The 17,424-nt window shown below is 28.2% G+C and carries 12 protein-coding genes; 3 read left to right on the top strand and 9 right to left on the bottom strand.

The genetic code is table 11. The features are described 5' to 3' along the window. Window positions 1-495 precede the first annotated feature (495 nt). Window positions 496-1,095, top strand: coding sequence for a TetR/AcrR family transcriptional regulator (locus CNEONATNEC86_RS18755; protein WP_125147639.1), 600 nt, complete (start codon window positions 496-498; stop codon window positions 1,093-1,095). Between the two features lie 7 nt (window positions 1,096-1,102). After that, on the top strand, window positions 1,103-1,807 hold the full coding sequence (locus CNEONATNEC86_RS18760) for a hypothetical protein (protein WP_125147640.1): 705 nt from the start codon (window positions 1,103-1,105) through the stop codon (window positions 1,805-1,807). A gap of 95 nt (window positions 1,808-1,902) precedes the next feature. Here CNEONATNEC86_RS18760 and CNEONATNEC86_RS18765 read toward each other — a convergent pair whose 3' ends face one another. The 3 genes from CNEONATNEC86_RS18765 to CNEONATNEC86_RS18775 form a co-directional block, all read right to left on the bottom strand. After that, a complete protein-coding gene (locus CNEONATNEC86_RS18765) occupies window positions 1,903-2,598 on the bottom strand; it encodes a sugar phosphate nucleotidyltransferase (RefSeq protein ID WP_058296666.1) in 696 nt (231 codons plus the stop codon). A gap of 104 nt (window positions 2,599-2,702) precedes the next feature. Then, window positions 2,703-4,553 (bottom strand): NTP transferase domain-containing protein, encoded by a 1,851-nt coding sequence (locus CNEONATNEC86_RS18770; RefSeq protein ID WP_125147641.1) that lies wholly within the window; start codon window positions 4,551-4,553, stop codon window positions 2,703-2,705. A gap of 281 nt (window positions 4,554-4,834) precedes the next feature. Continuing rightward, window positions 4,835-7,861 carry an N-acetylmuramoyl-L-alanine amidase family protein gene (locus CNEONATNEC86_RS18775; RefSeq protein ID WP_159136616.1) on the bottom strand — a complete coding sequence of 1,009 codons (3,027 nt, stop codon included), beginning with the start codon at window positions 7,859-7,861 and terminating at the stop codon, window positions 4,835-4,837. Between the two features lie 302 nt (window positions 7,862-8,163). On the opposite strand from CNEONATNEC86_RS18775, the gene CNEONATNEC86_RS18780 reads away from it, so the two are divergent. Then, window positions 8,164-9,168 (top strand): YeiH family protein, encoded by a 1,005-nt coding sequence (locus CNEONATNEC86_RS18780; protein ID WP_058296669.1) that lies wholly within the window; start codon window positions 8,164-8,166, stop codon window positions 9,166-9,168. Window positions 9,169-9,291: 123 nt separating this feature from the next. Here the strand turns inward: CNEONATNEC86_RS18780 and CNEONATNEC86_RS18785 are convergent, their stop codons facing one another. From CNEONATNEC86_RS18785 to CNEONATNEC86_RS18810, 6 genes are all read right to left on the bottom strand, one after another. Next, complete coding sequence (locus CNEONATNEC86_RS18785; protein ID WP_058296670.1) at window positions 9,292-9,687, bottom strand: hypothetical protein; 396 nt, start codon at window positions 9,685-9,687, stop codon at window positions 9,292-9,294. A 331-nt stretch (window positions 9,688-10,018) separates the two neighbouring features. Next, window positions 10,019-10,852, bottom strand: coding sequence for an IS1 family transposase (locus CNEONATNEC86_RS18790; protein WP_125147643.1), 834 nt, complete (start codon window positions 10,850-10,852; stop codon window positions 10,019-10,021). A 369-nt stretch (window positions 10,853-11,221) separates the two neighbouring features. Then, window positions 11,222-13,231 (bottom strand): N-acetylmuramoyl-L-alanine amidase, encoded by a 2,010-nt coding sequence (locus CNEONATNEC86_RS18795; protein WP_200848548.1) that lies wholly within the window; start codon window positions 13,229-13,231, stop codon window positions 11,222-11,224. 512 nt (window positions 13,232-13,743) lie between these two features. After that, complete coding sequence (locus CNEONATNEC86_RS18800; protein ID WP_159136617.1) at window positions 13,744-16,062, bottom strand: N-acetylmuramoyl-L-alanine amidase; 2,319 nt, start codon at window positions 16,060-16,062, stop codon at window positions 13,744-13,746. A gap of 173 nt (window positions 16,063-16,235) precedes the next feature. Beyond that, window positions 16,236-16,505, bottom strand: a complete 270-nt coding sequence (locus CNEONATNEC86_RS18805; RefSeq protein WP_058296673.1) for an ATP cone domain-containing protein — start codon at window positions 16,503-16,505, stop codon at window positions 16,236-16,238. A 375-nt stretch (window positions 16,506-16,880) separates the two neighbouring features. Beyond that, window positions 16,881-17,384 (bottom strand): hypothetical protein, encoded by a 504-nt coding sequence (locus tag CNEONATNEC86_RS18810; RefSeq protein ID WP_125147645.1) that lies wholly within the window; start codon window positions 17,382-17,384, stop codon window positions 16,881-16,883. Window positions 17,385-17,424 lie beyond the last annotated feature (40 nt).

The raw sequence follows: 17,424 nt of genomic DNA on the forward strand, positions 1-17,424 counted from the left end.
GTTTTAATGTCAAATCATAGTATATTCAAATAAAATTTCATAGCTAAATAATTATTTTTTTATAATAGGCTCAACAACAAAATGTGCTCTTGACAGAATTAAGATGTCAACGCATGTTTATTACATTCTAAAAAATTCTTGCTTCATATTGTCAAGCATAGTTTTTAGTATTGAGTCTTATAATCTACATGTTAAATCAAGTATTTGTATATTAAATTTTTTTGTAATCATTTTAAATGTAAAAATATAACAATATAAACTTCACTTATCTTTGATTATTAATGTCATGAAGCGACTCTTATAAATAAAAATTATCTTATAATAGAAAAAATCAATAAATTAAATGTCAAATATACTTTGTACATAATTGTACATTTATGGTATAATTAAACTAACAATTGTTAGTTTTAAATATAAATTGTATTTTTATTGTATATACTTGTTTTTTTAAACACTTATATGGATATTTGTTTGGAAATTTATATAGGAGGTCAAATGAATACTAAAGAAAATATCATAGAAGAATCCTTGAATTTATTTGCAATTAATGGATATGATTCTGTTTCCATTCGAGATATAGCTAAAAATGTTGGTATTAAAGGGAGTTCTATTTATAATCATTTTGACGGTAAGGAAGAAATCTTTAAAAGCACAGTTTCTAAATATTCAGCATATATTAAAAGTTCATTTAAACTTTTAACCAAAGACAGTCTTTTAAAAAACAATGAAGAAGATATAACAGATGAGATTTTCTTGCAAGAAAGCATGAAAGTTTTTGATTTTCTATTAAAAGATTATTATTGTGTGACGTTAAGAAAAATCCTTACTATCGAACAATATAAAAATGAAAGTGCATCACAACTATTCAACAAACTATTTATTGATGATGTATTAGAGAATCAGAAAAATTTATTTGCATATTTGATCAATAAAGACATCTTTATTAATGAAGATCCATATATTTTAGCTTTAAAATTCTATTCTCCAGTATTTTTATTATTTTATAAATATGATAGTAATTTAGGGGATAAGTATAACATTGTATTAAAGAAACATATTTTAGATTTTAAACATTATTATTCTTTAAGGGGTTGAATTTTTAATGAAAATTTTAGTAGTTTATGAGAGTAATGAAAAAAGTACTGCAAATCACTATGCCAGTTTATTTATAGATGAATTAAACAGGTATTCTAATAATGTCATTTCTGAAATTCATTTAAATTCTATTTTTTTTAAAGATTTATTATCTATTAAAGATATTCTCGTTGATAAATATCATTCATCAAATCCATATGATTGGTCGCTAAATATGCCCACTTGTTTAGAATATTTCCATTTCATTGCATCACAAATAGAAAATTCTACATTAGTTTTATTTGTTCCTTCTGAAAACGATACTAAACATGAAAGGATGAAATTCCTTTTAGATATCTTATCTAATCAATGGATGCCACACAAGTGCAATAAAAATTTCCATAATAAAATTGGAATTATACTATATTACCTACATGACGCTTCATTTCACAAATATATTAAAGATATGAAGTATGATTTACTTCTATGGGGATTAAAAAATGTAATGGAAGTAGAGTTATTGAAATATAAACATATGGATTATGATCTAAATCTATTAAAAATTACATTAATGGCTAACAAAGCTTATAGCTATTCAAAGGATTTATATATTAATAAATGTTTTTTCATAGAAAATCTTAAAAATAATATTTATTTTAAGAAAAATAAATTTAAGTTCCTTCTGATGAAAGCAGGTATAATGCGAAATTTGTTATTAAGTAATAAATTATAACTTTAATCTTATTTATTCATATGATTATAAAAAATAACGTTATATAGAATTTCTACAATTCCACATAACGCTATTTTTATATAAATTTATCTTAACTAAATATTTAACTTTTCTTTTAAATATTCTAAATCCTTTAATGAATCAATTTCAAATATATCGTTAGGATTTATCTTTTCAATTCTTACATCCATATTAGGTAAATTATCTACTGCAATGTTATCCCAATAGATAGTCATATCTCCTACTTTTTCAACTGCTCTTTCAACTGCTTTGCCTATAAGAATTCCATCTTCTTCAGTCCAATAAGATGCTCCAGACATTATATAACTTGGTTCATCATCTTCTGTGCCTATATCAACTTTAACCACCCTATTATTTTCATCATATCTTAATATCCATTCGTTAACTATATTTTCTTTACATGCAGAATAATAAGTTGAATGTGCAGGCTTTTCTTTTGGCAGGAAGTTTCTTGTTATATATTGATCTGCATCAATTACAAATGCATCTCTTAAATATTCTCTTACCAAATACATAGTATATATATTATTATAAACATCATATTTATCATTTACTACTTTAATTAAATTGTACTTTTTAACTAAATCATCAAATTTTTCGTGAAGATATCCTGTCAAAACTATTATTTCATTAACACCTATTTCTCTTAAATTTAAAATTTGTCTTTCAAGTAATGACATTCCGTTTACTTCAATTAATGATTTAGGCGTATTATTTGTTAGAGGTCTAAGTCTAGTTCCCATTCCTGCTGCCATAAGAATTGCTCTCATATTCTATCTCTCCAATACTAATGCTTATTTATTTAATTTCCATTTTTATGTTTTATAAAATCAGATTTATATTAAATTTAAACTTATTTGTATAATATTTTTGTTTATAATTTTTTTAAATATTCTTTTGCTCTATTGTATCGATCCATTCCATAAGTTCCAAAGTCATCACCTTCAGCTTCTTTTATTAATGTCCATACTGCCCATAAAAAATCTTGACATATTTGATGTATAATAAGTCTTCTTCTTGAATCGTCATCTGCATCTTTTCCATTAAAATACAACCTAAACATTAATTCAATATCATCTTCTGAAAAATCATTTTCTAAAGATAATGCAGCTAGATCCCACATATCATCATTTATTCCACCATATTCCCAGTCGATTAAAAATATTTTTCCATTTGCATCCTTAACTAGATTGGCTGCAACTAAATCATTATGAGATGGTACAAATACTCTATTGCATCTTTCTAATTCTTTTTCAAGATCCATGACCTTTTCTCTTACTACATCATAATCTTCAAAAAAATCTCCATTATCTTTCTTTAATATATCTTCATACTTTTCAATTTCTCTAAACATATTAAAGTTATTATCCATATGAAAATGTTTATCCTTATGAAGATTTCTAAGTATAGTAGTTACTTGTTTTAAATTTTCTTCTTTTTTAACACTTCTTGGAGTTAATGTTTCTGCATTTTCTATAAATTTTGATATCTTAACACCTGTTTCAAGATTAAAGTATGGAACCTCAACGTTGTATCCTCTTTCTGACGCAATTGCTGAATTGAACATTTCCGTATTTCTATTAATCATTTCTTCTGTTCCTATACCAGCAATTCTTAATATATATCTTGTTCCCTTAACGCATATTCTATAATTCTTATTAGTCATACCTCCAGCTGGTGTAACTTCTGTTATATCATCTGAATTAACTTTTAATGCTTCGCATACTATATTCTTTATTTTATTCATTTCATATGCAACTTCTCTTCTACGAATTGTTGGATATAAATGATTTTTTATCTTTTCATATCCCTTTGGAGAATCTATATCCCCCCAAGCTAAGTCATCTATTTTAACAAATCCTATATTATAGTTTCTGCCAACATCCAATAACACATACTCATAATTTAAATATGGATTGACATTATCTTTAAACTCTTCGAGCATCATCTTATATAGTTTGTAAGATATTTTAGTAAGGCCTATCATTTCTCCATCTATTCGGTTAAATTGATGAATATCCTTTGACATCTTATATAAGTGATTATCTCTTATTTCAACAAAAGCTTCATCTCCTGATCCACTTTCATTAGTTATAAGTACACAGTCTCTCTCATTGCTTTCACATAGTTCTCTTATAGCACGACTTTCAAAAATTAAATCATTTTCAATAAGTAAAAAGTCATCTGTTATGTATTTTTTAGCTAAAGATAATGAATGCATTGTACCAGTCCACTTATATTTATCACTCTTAACAAGCTTTACATTCTTACTATTTTTGAAATATTTTTCATAATAACTGCTTTCATATCCAGTAACAATAACTACTTTTGTTATTCCATTTTCCTTTAGAATATTCATTGTTCTATCTATTAATTTAAAATCTTCAATGCCAAGCATTCCAGTTGGTTTTCCAAATGATTCTACTCTTCCAGCTGCTAATATTACAGCTTGCTTTATAATTTTCTTTTCTTCTTCATGTAGTTTTAATCTTGTATTCTTAGCATTAGCAAGACTCTTTTCCAATACCTTCATTCCATTTTCTGTGACTTTATATAATATTCCTTTATTAGTATTTATTCTATCTATAAGTCCATCAATTGTGAACTCTTTAAGTATTGAATTTACCTTACCAAGTGACATATTAGTTCTCTTTGATAGTTCTCTTTGATTTATATTAAAATTTTCATTTAAAGTTTTAAGTACTTCCAATCTATCCTCTAACATAAATTAATCCCCCATATTTAATCCGTTCATTATTTGAACTATGATAATTATATTATTATTTCTTATATTTGTCAACGCGTCCTGCTCAATTAGCAATTGTCATTTATCAATGGTCAATTATCAAATTAAAATCCGAAAGATTTTTTAATCATATCCAATTCTCACTTATTAGTTTTACTTCTAATAGTTAAAATCCAATTTTTAATGTATATAGAAAAAGGCTGCCGCAAATTATTTAATGCGGCAGCACTCCTTCATTGAGAATTGATCATTGATAATTGTTAAAATATCTTTCCGTCAATTCCAAAATTATAAACTTTTCCATTAATAGACATACTAGTGTTAGTTACCATCTGCCCTGATGGTAAGAAATATTGCCATCCATTGTCTTTTTTATCATATAACCATCCAGTATGCATAGTTCCACTTTCATCAAGATAATACCACTTTCCATCTTGGAATATATAGCCACTCTTTCTTTCTCCTGTAACTGGGTCTAAGTAATATCTCTTTCCAGTAGAATCTGTGATCCATCCAGATTGCTTATATCCTTTAGCATCTAAATAGTAATATTTATAGTCTCCATATTTTCCAACTGTAATCCATGAGTTTTTCACTTGTCTACCTCTTTTATCGAAATAAACATCTTTGCCTTTTACTTTTCCCCATTCTTCATACTTAGATGTATCTACCCAGCATTCATTATATTCATCATAGAATACATCATCATCATCATCATCAGTATCTTCTACAACATCATCAGAATCTCTTCTTACTATTTTTACAGTATATGTCTTGCTTGTAGTTCCATCTTCTGAAACAACTTCTATTTCTACCTCTGTTTCTTGTTGTCCTTTTAAACTTATTACTTTTGGCGAACCATTGAATTTTTCATCATCTATATATACCTTCGATTTACTATCAGAAGGTATTGGTGTAATTTCTACCTTAGATACATTAAGCTCAACACGTACTTTAGTAGTCTTTTCATCTGGATCAAAATCATATTCACCTGGATCAACAATTAAGTTACTTAATCCAGAATCTGAACCTTTGTCATTATTATTTATTACTAAAGTATATGTTTTAGTTGAAACCTTATCTGTAGCTGTAACTTTTATTTTAACTGTTGTCTTGCCAGAACTATTTAATGGTATTTTAAGAGCCTTTCCACTTTCCATATCATAAGAATCACCAGTTTCACTAATAGTAGCTGTTATTTCTTGTACTTTAGCATTAGCAACTGCTGTAATTTCTGTTGATTCATTTTTCTTAGGTACAGTTACTGTATATGCATACTTATCACTAGAAAAACCTTTATTTCCATCTGAATCTACTAACTTTCCACTTTCAACTTCTAAATCTTTTAATGATGCATCGCTTGATATTTCCTCATTATTGTCAGAGTCATCTATATTCTTTTGAATATAAAATACATACTCATGTCCTAATTTATATGGGGTAATACTTTTAACTACTGTTGTGTCATTACCATTTTCATCTTTTTCATATTCAATCTTATCATAGTATGACTGTACAACCATTTTTTGATAATCAGCTACATCTATATTAGATAATGAATTACTTTTTTTGCTTCCAGGGGTACTATTTTCATTATTTTTTATTGATTCTTTAGCTTCTACTAATTGAGAGCTTGAAGTAGTTTTGCCAAACCAAACTCTTATATACTCATTCTTAGTTGTTTGTGGTGATGTTAATGTAACGTCGACTCTATCCTTAGAATACATATCATAAGTATATCTATCTTCATTAAAATCTATTTTAGTTTCTCTTCCAGGTTGAGTTAAATATGCTGAGTCTCCAAAATCTAATTTAATTGGATTTTCATCACCATTACCATCAGTTATAACATTGAATCTATATCTTACTAAAACCTTGCTATAATCTGTTATAGCACCATTCTGAGCTTTAAATCCTTCTATTGTAATTACTTTATTCAATCCATTAAAGTCTACAAACAGTTTCCCATCCTTCATTACTGTATCTTCATCTTTATATTTAAAAGCTATTGTTCCTTCAGTCACTCCAAGTTTTGGATCTATAGAAATCTTTTTAGCTCTAGGATCAATATGAATGTTACCAACATAAGTTAAATCACTTTCATTTGGATCTCGTGTAAATTCTTTTTCTACATATGCTATGACATCTTTTTCATCTGCATATTCATATTTAGTTAAACCTGCATCTCTTAATGTATAATCATTATCCACATTTAATTGGTTGTAGTTAATTTCCATAGCATAAGATTTAACCAAATTATTTCCATCTCCACCTATACTATTTTGAAATCTTATTATAAGTATTGCTTTATCAAATTGACTCTCTAAATATCCTGAGACTTGATTACCTTGTGTTTGTGATGTAATTTCATTTCCATTAAGTAATAATTCGGCATTTCCACTAACATTTCCATTAAAATTAATTATATATTTTAATGTTCTTGTTGAGTCAGGAATATTAAATATATATTTTAATGGATATCCTTCAACTTTTTCAGCTTTATCATTATATTTGAAGGGCTTTACATTATTTGTTTGGTCAGAATTATTAAAATCCTGCTCATTTTCTCCAATCCAACTTATTATATCAATATCTTGTATTGTACTACTTATTATTTGTGTAGCATGATAAATAGTAATTGTTTCACTTTTACCACTTGGATAAGTTTCTGTTTTTGGTGCTTCTAATTTTTCAGTTCCATCTTCTAACTTTACTTTAGTTACACTTGTTTCTTTGATTTTATATGAAACTGAGTTAACACCATAAGGTAAACCTGCAATACTTATACCTATGTATTGTTTTCCACCAATAGTCATAGTATGCGATCCAAATCGTGCTTTAGCTGCATCCACAACACTAGCATCTCCATCTACATGCAATTCACATCCTAATTTGTCCTTTAATTTTGAGTTAAGCATCTCGTAACTAGATGCTCCAGATACATCAACACCGTTTATTGCTGTAAGTATTAATTGTTGATCTGTAACTGCAGTTTCTCCAGCACTCATTTTAGTTAATAATTCACTGTCACTTACACCATTATATTTAGATTTTTCCACTGCTACCCATACATAAGGCATACCTTGTTTTAATTCAAATTCTTTGTCACCTTTTGATATAGACTGTACTTCTCTCCCTTGAGTAGTCTGCCCAACAACAGTCACATCTTTATATTGAACTGCTGCATTTGCCTTTTCTTCATTAATTGCTAAATTAATAGGCAAAAATGAAATTATAGTCGCAAAGAATACAAATAGTGATAAGATTCTCTTGCCTTTCTTGCTCATTTGTTGTCACCCTCCCAAACTGTTTTAGTCTAAACTTTCCCAAATAAAAATTGTTTCTTTTATAAGTTTATAATCGAATTATTTAAAAGTTTCTTTATAATAATTATTTAGTTCTTCAATAAAAACCTGAACAGCTTTTGAAATTGTAATATTCTTTGGAGTGATATATGAGAAATATCTAATAAGATTATCATTTTTAATATTTATTTTACTTATGATTATATCATTATTGTACTTATAAATGAAAAAAGAGGAATAATAAGTTCATGCATTATAATTATAAAGGAAGGATGAATTAAATAATGAAGAATATAAAAGAAATACTGCCTGGACTTTTAGTATCAGTATGCATTGGACTATTAAGTATTTTTTTATCTAGATTTGTTCCTAAATTAGGCGCAGCAACTATATCAATCTTTTTAGGTATGCTTGTTGGAAATTTATTTTTAAGTCAAGATATTTTCCAAAAAGGATACAAATTTTCAGAAACTGATCTTTTATCATATTCTATAGTTCTATTAGGAGCAACATTGAGTATCTCCACTTTAATGGAATTAGGAGCTGGTGGAATATTATTTATAATTGTTCAAATGACTATAACAATAGTTGGGGCTTTATATATAGGAAAAAAGCTTGGATTTGGACAAAATTTTAGATTTATGATGGCTAGTGGCAACGCAGTTTGTGGATCATCTGCTATAGCAGCAACCGCACCAGTTATAGATGCAGATGATAAAGAAAAAGGAATTGCAATTACTATAGTTAATGTAACAGGAATATTCTTAATGTTTTTACTGCCTATAATTGCTCAATTCTTATATAAACATTCATTGATGCCAACATCAGCATTAATAGGTGGTACATTACAATCTGTAGGTCAAGTTGTGGCAAGTGGTGCCATGGTAAATGAAAGTGTAAAAGATCTTTCTACAATATTTAAAATAGTAAGAGTTATATTATTAGTAGTGGTTGTACTGATATTTGGTCATATAAAACACAAAACCAATGAAGAGATAGTTGAAGAAGAAGTACAGGATGTAAAGAAAGGAAAAATAAATGTTCCTTGGTATGTTATAGGATTCTTTATAACATGTGCTTTATTTTCTATGGGATTCATTTCAAATGATGTTTCTTTGCTTTGTAAGGCAGCAAGTAATAAACTTGAGATATTCGCTTTAGCAGCAATTGGACTAAGGGTAAATGTTAAAGATTTAATTAAGCAAGGGAAAGCTGTATCTCTTTATGGATTATTTGTAGGTCTACTACAAATAATTTCAGCAGTAACTTTAATATGGTTATTTTTATAGATGAATTATAGATTTCAAAAAAGACTGAAACAATATTTTGATAATGTTTCAGTCTTTTTTCTATTTTAAAATAATTTATACTTTTAATTAATGACTCTATCAATCTCTAATTATATATGTCCTTTAACACTTTCCCTTAAATTGCGTCTTGCATTTAGAGCAAGTTATTGTTATCTTTCCATTTCCTCTTGGCACACGTAATTTTTGTTTACAATTTGGACATTTAAAATATTTATATGTTTTTAACTCTTTTGCTCTATTAGATTTTCCTTTAACAAATGCAACTATCTTATTTTTTACATTTAAATATTTATAATACTCCTGCTGTCTCTTATATATATTTTTTGAAAATATTCTAAACATATATAAAACTATAAATACATCTGATATTAACCTTAATATAAATAATTTTGAAGAAAATCCTCCTATTAGCATTAACACTAAAGATATTATTAATAAAGCTATAGATAATTCATCTACTCCATATCTTCCATACATAAATTTTCTTAACCAATTCATCTCAAAAATACCTCCAAATCCCATTTCTAATTTATCTAAGCTATATTCATATATTTCAATTATTATGTTCAAATTCACTATATACTTTTTAATATATTATATCAATAAGTAATTTGTAAACAATCTTAAAACAATAAAATAAATTATTATTGCTTTCTTTTGAGTATCATGTATATTTTATTTCATTACTTTTAATATATAATACTTATAAATATATAGCAATTATAAAAAGTATATGTATGTGTTTTAAAATAATGTTGTTAAATCATAGATTTAAATTTACATTTTACGATGAATTTTCAATGTTATTATTATTATTTATATAAAATTATTATAATATTTTTAAGCATAAATTATATGTAAAATCAAGACTATTAAATTTTTTGTATAAATTAAATAGTACAAAATATGATAAATACCCTTCCAAATATTTAGTTGCCACTCCCCTGAATATTCCAATCCAATTTCTTAAATTACGCCTAAAATTCCTTACAGATTTTTCTAGCTTTGAATTTAAAACTATTCCCTTATTATGATTTTTAGCAATATTCATCATATATCTATCATTATCCGGTACTATATATGAATCTTCTGTTATTTTTGAATAGATTATCTTATTAAAATTATCTTCATTCCAAAATTGCATACATACTGGCATTGCTATCATTGAATCTCTTCTATCCCTTGCTGCTACAATCCATATATTTTTTCTTTCTAAAACAGTAATTTTTCTACATCCCTTAAAATTCTCTTTTTCAATAGTCTTTGCTATAAATACTTTTCCTTCTAAATGTTCTGCCATAACATCTGATGTGAGCTCCCTCATAATTTTATGTCTCCATATAAATGCAGTTCTGATATTTATCTTTAAAATTTTTGCACATGCCCTTAAAGACTTTTTTTGCAACATAAGTTCTACAAATTTCACCCAAACTTCTGGCTGCTTTTTAGAATAACTCCACATGGATTTTGTAGTTTTAGAAAAAGTTTTTTCACATTCTTTACATCTATATCTTTGAATTCCTTTATATGTACCAAATTTTATATAATTTTTACTCTTACAATATAAACACTCATCAATACATCTATTTTTATAAATATCACACTTTAATAGTTTTCCAAAATGTCCTTCTAGCTTTTCAAAATTAACATCTTCTTGTATCAAAATAATCACCTCATTTTGATACTTTCCACATTATGTATATTTTAAACATAACAACACTTATTTAAAACATATTCCTATGCAATTTGATTATAATATGATCAAGTATATTAGGACTAAACTTATTACGTCTAATAAAAACTATACTAAAACTATACTATTAGATAAATGGATATAATTATATATAATTAGAACTACATTTAAAAAATTGATTAATGACTGAATATCCTTAACTAAATACAAATTAGATCTATCAAAGCTAAACTCCATAAATATAGCAACCATTTATAAATCTATTTAATTAAGTTTAAACCTATCAACCAAAAAAGAGTATCATTATGATTTTTAAATCTCTAATGATACTCTTTTTACTTATATATTTGAAGCTATTGCATTGGCTATTGCTGTTGCAACCTTATCTTGATAAATTGGATTTGCACAATTTGCTGCTTCTGTCGGATTAGTCAAAAATCCTACTTCTACTAAAACAGATGGCATTTTTGTATTTCTACATACAAAGAAGTTATTATCCTTAGCCCCTCTGTTATATGCTCCTGTTTGATTAGATATTGAATTTACAATTGATGTTGCTAATGTTCTACTTGTAGAAACTTTTGATGAACTTGTTGCTCCACCAAAGCTTGCATCTTGACCATTTGAACTATAGTATACTTCAACACCATTTGCTGAAGCAGCTCCTGCTGAATTATGATGTATACTTACAAAGAAATCTGCGCCAAAATTGTTTGCTAAATTAACTCTGTTAGTTAAACTTTGAGTTACACCTAATATTTCTCTATCTGAAGGATTTCTTGTTAATAATACAGTATATCCTTTTTCTTCAAGCTTTGTTTTCAATTTAAGAGATGTTTCCATATTTAAGTCTCTTTCAGCATAAGTGATTCCATTATGTGTTGCATATGCTCCATCGTCTCCACCAAAGTTATGACCTGGATCAACAACTATTACTTTACTTGAAGATGGACCACCAGAACTTACTTTATCTCCTCGTTTACCATCTGATCCAATTTGCCATCCATCAATAACTGTGCTGACAGCTAAAGCACCAGAACTTGTTAAATAATAATAATCTGAATTATATACAATCCATCCAGTCGCCATTGCACCATTTGAATTTAAATAATACCACTGATCTTTAACTTTTACCCATTCTGTTGCCATTGTTCCATTATCATGGATATAATACCAATTACCATCAGGTCTTATCCATCCAGTAACCATATCTCCATTTCCCGAGAAATAATACCAATTTCCGCTTATTTTAAACCATGATGTTCTCATTGCTCCACTAGTATCTAAGAAATACTTCTTACCATTAATAAGTTTCATTCCTGTAGACATGGCTCCATTTCCTTCTAAGTAATACCATGTTGATCCATCTTTAAGCCATCCTATTTGCATTTCACCACTTGGCTTTAGATAGTACCATGTGCCACCTATATTACTCCAACCACTTGCCATAGCTCCACTACTATAAAGATAATACCAATCATTTCCCGGTTTTATCCATCCTGTAGCTTTACTTCCATTAGATCTATAGTAATACCATGTTCCATTTTCTTTTTTCCATCCTATAGTTGATGAAATATTTGATGGTTCATTTACCGGCTTTGCTACTGGTTCAGTAGCTTGAACTGCCTCTGGAATTACAACATTAAAATTTGGTGGATTATTTGTTGTTTCTGAACCATTATTTGAGCTATTATCATTTTTATCAGAATTTGATGAATTATCTTTAATTTCCTCATCTTCTGTAAGTGTAGCCCCTGAGTAGCTTAATAAATCACGATATAATTTATTAACTTCTTCTCCGTATGTAGTACTTGGAGCCCAGTTTCCACCTAATGAATTTACTGTAGTTGCTTTTCCCTTTATTGTAGCGAAATGCCTTGGATCTTCTGTATCACTTCTTGGATATCCCTTAGCCCCTGCATAAAGAGCTAAATGATCTAAATGTGCCTTTACACCTTGCTCCCATGTATCAAATCTTTGATGAGCATCTGGATTATAGTCATCTCCACCTGAACTTGTTTTCAATCCACATGGATTATGGTATGTTGAATCTAATACACCTCCAAAATTTCCATATCCAGTTTCTTTAGCTGATTGTACATATGCTACTGCTGGATTTACACCGCCATGCTCTTCTGCATAGTCAAAGTAAATTTGAGCAAGTTCAATGAATTCTTCACTTGCATTCTTCGATTTCGCCCATTTTTCTGCTTGCTTTACTGTAACATTAGTTTCAGAAATTATTTTTATATCTGTTAATGTTGCAGCGTCAACTTTATTCATAGGAATTAAAGCTAGCACCATAGCAAATGCGAGAAAAAGTGCTGTCACAGTCTTATTAGTCTTCAAAATCGCTTCCTCCAATCCTTCTTGTTAATTACCACTTCCCAATGATTATTTAGATTAAGATATCTGTTTAAAGTAATAAACTCTAAATCTCGATACTTTTCTACATATATACTATACAAGTATAACATCAAATTTTGGTACCTTGTATTACACGTTTTCCTATGATTTTAAAATTTTCAATACTTAAGTCTATTTATTTATTCTATAATAATTTTACATGATACATTTTTCTTCATTATAATTATTTAATTATAATTTTTATTAATATTTTATTTTCAAATATGTTACTTTTAGATATATTACTTTTTAATATAAATACATATCTAGCAATGATTTTAACTATATTACTACTAAATTCCTTTTATGGCTTTAACTTATATTGTATATTTAATAATCAATTTTCTTCATATAAAAATATGCCCATCTTATAATAAACAGTATTATTTTTCTGTCCATTATAAGATGAGCATATTAATCTGATTAACTCTTATACAAATATTAAATTTTAATTTTTAATATCTAGCTGATATAGCATCTGCTATAGCTTTTGCTACTTTTGTTTGACTATTTGAATCAGCACATCTTGCAGCTTCTTCTGGATTAGATATAAATCCTGTTTCAATTAATATTGATGGCATTTTAGTATTTCTAACTACTTTAAATGCACTATCTTTAGCTCCTCTGTTCGGTGTTCCAACCGCACTTGCTATATTGCTTGAAACCGCTGCTGCTAAGTCTTTACTCTTTGCAAGTCTTTCAGCACTGTATCCACCACCAAAAGTATCATCTTGTGCAGATGAACTATAATAAACTTCAACACCTTTTGCTGTTGCTCCAGCTGTGTTATGGTGTATACTTACAAATAAATCAGCATTAATATTGTTTGCAATATTAACCCTATTAATTAAGCTTTGAAGTTCAGCTGTAGTACTTCTATCACTCTCTTCTCTTGTCATAATAACAGTATATCCTCTGCTTTGAAGTTCTGACTGTAACTTTAATGCAGTTTGCATATTTAAATCTCTTTCTGAATAGTTAATACCATTATGAGTTGCATATGCTCCATCATCTCCGCCATAATTATGACCCGCATCAACTACTATTACTTTTTTGCCAGCAGTTGGCTTATCATGTATTATTGTCGAATTATTATTGTTAGTATTACCACTGTTACTATTATTATTGTTTGATGATGAATTATTAGAAGATGAATCACTTCCTGTTCCTGGTGTTGCATCTGTCTTTCCATCATTACTAGATGATTTAACTTTCTTACCATCTGAACCCAATTTAAATCCATCAATTGTTGTATTAGTAACAAGTTTTCCTGTTGTTGTATCTAAATAATATTCATCCCCATTAGATTCAACCCATCCTGTTGTCATCGCACCACTATTTGACATGTAATACCATGATCCATTTAAATTAATCCATCCTTTAGACATTGCTCCTGTATCATATAGGTAGTACTTTTTACCTCCTACATTAATCCAGCCTGTTGCCATATCTCCGCCTGAATTTAAATAATACCATACATTATTTACACTTATCCAGCCAGTTAGCATTTTACCGCCATTATCAAATGCATATGTCTTAGAATTTATAATTTTGTATCCTGTTACCATGGTTCCATCACCTTGAAGATAATACCACATATTATTATCTTTAAGCCAGCCTGTCTTTAAGGCTCCACCATTTCCAAAGTAATACCATTTTCCACCTATTTCTTTCCATCCTGAGCCTTCACTCATTGCTCCAGAACCATCAAAATAATAAAGGTTATTTCCATCATATAATGTTCCTGTTGCCATTTCTCCAGATTGCTTAAAATAGTACCATTTATTATCTATCTTTTTCCATCCCTTTACCATTGGTCCTGCTTCATCAAAATAGTACCATTTTCCATAGTCATTTAGCCATCCTGTTAGCATTACTCCATCATTTTTCATCATATACCAGTTATTATTTTCCTTAAGCCATCCAGTTGCTTTGGTTTCATCAGATTTATAATAAAACCATACACCATTTTCTTTTTTCCATCCAATTGTTGACTCTTCATTAGGTGATGTATCTTGAGTTTCTTCCACTTTCTTTAATTGAATAACTTCTGTTGCATTCAATCCGCTTGGAATACTTTCTGGTTTAGCAGGATATGGGGTACTAGATGATTGATTACTGCTATTGTCACTATCGTCATCGAAATCATCTTCTATTTCTTCATCACCTATGCTTACGCCTGAATATTTAAGTAAATCTCTATATAATTTGTTTACTTCTTCTCCATACGTACTACTAGGTGCCCAGTTTCCACTTAGAGAATTAACAGTTTTTGCGTTTCCTTTGATAGTTGCAAAATGCCTAGGGTCATATGTATCACTTTTAGGATATCCCTTTGCCCCAGCATATAGAGCTAAATGATCCAAGTGAGCTTGTACGCCTTCATCCCATGTATTAAATTTTTGATGAGCACTTGCATCATAATCTCCGCCTCCAGATGATGTCTTTAATCCACATGGATTATGATAACTCTCATCTATAACTCCACCAAATTTACCATAACCTGTTTCCTTAGCAGCTTGTACATATGCTATTGCTGGATTTACACCACCACAATCTTCTGCATATTCAAAATATAATTCTGCTAAATCTATAAAAGTATCAGTTGCGCCCTTCGATTTAGCCCATTTAGCTGCTTGTTTTTCAGTTACATCTGTATCCGATATTATAGAAATATCACTAATATTAGCTGCCTTTGCATTTAATGTCGGAACCATACTTAGTAACATTGTAAACATAACTACAAAAGTAATAAGTTTTTTTTGTATTTTCAAAATGGCTCTCCCCCTCTCTTATTAGATTTTAGCAAAAAATGATATATGATTAAAGAGAATTTTAAAAAATATAAACTATTTTATCATTATTAAGAAAATTTTAATATTATGCAGTAATAAAATAGCTGTTTCAAGATTTATTTTTTCTTAAAACAGCTGTTTACTACTTACTATTAAAATTCAATTGATCCCTTAAAATATGCATCTCCAACTTTATTAAAGCCTAATTCTTTTAATGCATATAACACAATAGAAAATACCTCATAAGATGAAGTTATTTCTCTATTTAGTAATGTTAATTTCTTAAGGACTTCTTTTTCAATAACATTTAAATCTGAATCTGATAATGTTTGATTAATTTCATTTGATGCATTTAAAATTGATTGTCTTACTTTTGAAATATTAAATTCTTCTTTATGTCCCTTTTTTTTGATTATATCCATAAGACCTTCCCCCTCTACTATATTCTACAAATTAAAATATATTTCTTATATTCATATTATAATATATAACTTTTAACTATTAAACAATAATTTGCTTATAGTTCATTTTTAAAAGAATTTAAATAGGCACAAAAAGCAAATAAATTAGATAATTAATATAATATGCGTACGAGTTATAGAAATATAGCCTTCTGATTAATTATTATGAGGTTTAATATAGTAATCTATAAGTAATCTATAATTATATATTTATGTAAAATAAAAAGGCGCAGAAAAATCTTTCAATGTTCTTCATACGCCCAACTTTTTATATTAAACTAGCCTTCATAAACTCATTTATAATTATACTATTTGATTAACCTATCTTCCTATAATCTATTTACGGCAACAAGACTTACAAGACTTCCCAGCACAACAACATTTACATGGATCAAAAACAAATGTTGCATCGAATTCAACTTCATTACCACATGATTTTGCTTTAAATGTTAATGTTTTTGAATCTCCTGGTTCTAAATCTTCATCTGGTTTAAAGCATAATCCACCATTTCCAAATATGAATGTTCCAAAATCATGGACTACTTTTTTCCATTCATTTTTATAAGGATTGTAGTACCAGCCCTCACCATAAGCAGGCTCTATCTTAATATCTGCGCTTCCACAACATTTTAATGCTTTAAATTTAAAACATTGTGTTGATGATTTACATACATAAATTGCTACATTCTTTGGATCAAGTTCAACATCTAATGCACAGTTTATTTTTGTTGAAGGATGGTAATAACCTTTTTCTCCTTCAGCTATCTCAGTTGTTTCTGTCACTTCAGCTTCAGTTCCATCTTCTGCCTTTACTAGTACATCTTTTTCATTTATTTCCATATCTTTTCCTCCTAAGTTGTATTTTAGATATTCCCTATAT

The organism is Clostridium neonatale (genome assembly GCF_900465025.1).
Taxonomy (GTDB): Bacteria; Bacillota; Clostridia; order Clostridiales; family Clostridiaceae; genus Clostridium; species Clostridium neonatale.